Here is a 3,097-nt window from a genome sequence, read left to right as displayed (position 1 = left end):
GATTGTGGCACACGCAAAACCTCCGAGGTATTGCCGACGCTGAGATCTGCAATCACAAATTGGCCGGGGGTCAGGGACCTATCAGAGTTGTCGATGATGACACGCGCCGTCGCCGTGCGCGACACCTCATCAATTACGGGTAGGACAAATGCCACCGTTGACTGAGCAATGACATCGCCAGCACCTGATTTCAGAGCAACCGGCGCGCCAACGAGAACGCGGCTGATATCCTGTTTGTAAACCGCTATATCGGCCCAAATTACGCTATCATCGACAATTGTGAACAGCACCTTGGCGCTGGAATCCCCGGCTGTTACCGTTTCTCCCAGCGTCGCCGCACGTCGTACAATTGTTCCCGCAAGTGGTGCAGTCAGATAGGCATTGGCATTATTGCCATCTGGAGCAGTGGCTATTTTTTCGAGGCCGGCGTGGTCAATTCCGACGGCATGCAGTTCGGTTTCCGCGGCTTCACTTTCGGTCTTGGCCGATTCATGTTCTGCGCGGGCTGTTTGGACATTTACCTCGGATGTGATTTTTTGCGCCCACAGCCCTTCTAGGCGCGCCAACGACTGTGCCGCAAGTGCTTCGTTCGTTTTAGAAATCTTCCATTTCGCTTTCAACCCTGCAAGTTCGCGGCTTGTGATCAGGGCCAGAGTATCTCCATAGGCAACGGTATCGCCTTCACCAACCAAAAGCCGGTCGATGACTCCGCTCACCTTGGGCGTGACATTTGCCATGCGGTCTGCGTCAAAGCGGATTTCTGCTGGCAGGCTGAGGGACTCGCCCAAAGCTCCCAACTCAGCTTGCTCTAGCAGGATTCCGGCCTCTTTCGCGACTTCGAGGGCCAGTTTGACAACATCGCCACCGCCTTCATCGCCGTGTGCGCCCTCAGTTTCACCGGCATGATCATCATCGCCATGCGCATCCTTGGCTTCACCGGCATGATCATCATCGCCATGCGCATCCTTGGCTTCACCGGCGTGGTCGTCATCGCCATGCGCTTCTTTGGCTTCATCGGCGTGGTCGTCGTCACCGTGTGCATCTGCAGCTTCTCCGGCATGATCGTCATCTTGCGGTGCTACTGCAGCTGCTGCAGTCATTGGCAATGGCGTTTCCGCATTTCCAGTCGCGCCAGTGATCGGGACCAAGGCTAATACGCCCACCGTCAGCGCAGCCATGGTCATTGTTGTCGGTTTCATAATCGTACTCCAGGGATTGAATAGGTCACCGAAAACACGTCCGGGTACCTGTTGGAACTTCGTCTGCCATGATCAAACCGATGAAGTGGCCCTGAAACAGGTTCGGCTCAAACGGTTTGATCTGCTGTGATATTTATGAGTTTTACAAAGCCCGTTTCGACACGGCATATGTAAAATACCACTCTGCAATAGGGGCAGATCAGCCTCGCGGAGGACGGTAAAAACCTTGGAGCGTGGCAAGGACCACAGAGGCGTCAGCCCAATGTCGCGATCGGTCTGCTGACGACTGATCGCATGCCAACTGCACCTGCCCCGGTCCAATAATGTGGATATGGCAATCGCCAAAGCCATGGGATGCCTCACCATTCTCGCTATATCTTTGATCCTGAGCAGTTAAATCAAGATTAACCATATCGGTAGCAAAGACAACTTTTTCAAAGACTGCTTCACTTGCCTCAAATACATAGGCATCGGCTTTTGCAATGTTGAAATTCAGAGCAGCCGAAAGCAGTATGGCCAACCCAATTTTAGCAACACGAATGGCAGACAAGTACTTCATAATGGGACCTTTACAGGACACGTAACCAATGGTCCATTCGCTTTTTGTCGCATGTCCCCGAGCAGCCAGTCGACATCCGATAGGCTGCTCAGCAATGCTCGTGCGCCGATGTAATCGCTGACCTGACCCGCCGTGACGAACAGGTTCAGGGGTCGGCCTTCGCTGTCGCAGATGCGTGCAGCTTGGTATTCATGCCGCCCTTGGTGCGGCCGATCAGTCTTCCACGCCCCCCTTTTTCACGCCCATGCTGGTCGCTGTCCGGTGAGCCTTCAAGTAAGTGGCGTCGATCATCATAGTTTTCTTTTCGCAGTGCTCGACGGCCAGACCAGCCATCATCCGGGCGAAGACGCCCTTATCGCTCCATCGTTTCCATCGGTTGTATAGCGGTTCCATCGGTTGTAGAGCGTTTTGGGTGGGCCGCCAATTTTAGCCTACGTCGCCCCATCCACGACCAGTCGCCACCATAAGTGCTGACCACGATTGGGCCAAATCTCTTACTGCCGCGGCGAGGGATATGCGTGCTGCGTTTGCAAATCGTTCGGCGTCCAACAGGTCTGGTAAGTTGAGCTCGCCTAATTCAAAAACTTTGCGGCTCAACTGAAGAGTACGATCCCTTGAACGTTGAGCAGCGCGCAATGCGGCCACTTCTCTTTGTTTTCGTGAAAATTCACTTTGAGCTTTTTGCACATCTTCCACCGCGGCCAACACCTGTGCACGCCATTCCAGCTCGGCGGTCGTGGCAGAAATAATTGCCGCATCTCGCCTAGCGCGTAGCGGACCTTGGTTGAGGATGGGGAATGAAAGTGCTGGACCAAAGGACCATTCTGACGAGTTTGCCGCTGTCACTGAGCCAGATAAAGTGACCGATGGGTACAACTGTGCTTCTGCGACACCTACTCCGGCAACTGCGGCAGCTAGACGGCGTTCAGCGGCCAATACATCTGGACGATTGCGGAGCAGATTAGCAGGGACGCCTGTTGACCCTTTGCCGTGGGGATAAGGTTGTGGTGCGCCTGCAATCATCTGTTTAAGCAGCGGCTGAGCTGGTTCGGCCAACAATGTCGCGATTGCAAAAACCCGGGCTTCGAATGCGGATTCAAGCGGAGGGAGGTCGGCAATTGCTGTGTCGAGCTGACCTGCTGATCGGGCAAGATCTAATTCTGACAACGCGCCTTGCTCAACTTGCGCTCTGATCAAGGACTGGGTCCGCCGGAGACTCGCGATATTCTGTCGTGTTAAAGCCAACGCTTCCTGAAAATACCGGGCGTCGATATAGTTGGAAACGACACCGGAAACTAGGGCAAGCCGGACAGTGCCTGCATCAAACTTGGCTGCTTCT

General features: G+C 54.3%; 3 protein-coding genes and 1 pseudogene. All 4 read right to left on the bottom strand.

The window, feature by feature from the left end; genetic code table 11:
• Positions 1–1,199, bottom strand: a 1,199-nt coding sequence (locus A3722_RS05015) for an efflux RND transporter periplasmic adaptor subunit (protein ID WP_067915957.1), incomplete at its 3' end; no start/stop codon positions are given.
• Positions 1,200–1,398: 199 nt separating this feature from the next.
• Positions 1,399–1,758 carry a hypothetical protein gene (locus A3722_RS05010; protein WP_037954968.1) on the bottom strand — a complete coding sequence of 120 codons (360 nt, stop codon included), beginning with the start codon at positions 1,756–1,758 and terminating at the stop codon, positions 1,399–1,401.
• A 53-nt stretch (positions 1,759–1,811) separates the two neighbouring features.
• Positions 1,812–2,148, bottom strand: a pseudogene (locus A3722_RS23155) (transposase); the annotation flags it as partial.
• A gap of 36 nt (positions 2,149–2,184) precedes the next feature.
• On the bottom strand, positions 2,185–3,097 hold a 913-nt coding region (locus A3722_RS23150), incomplete at its 5' end, for a TolC family protein (RefSeq protein ID WP_082849352.1).

Source organism: Sulfitobacter sp. HI0027, assembly GCF_001634775.1.
Classification (GTDB): Bacteria; Pseudomonadota; Alphaproteobacteria; order Rhodobacterales; family Rhodobacteraceae; genus Sulfitobacter.
Note: the sequence above shows the minus strand (reverse complement) of the source record. Positions and strands in the feature narration are given on the sequence as shown.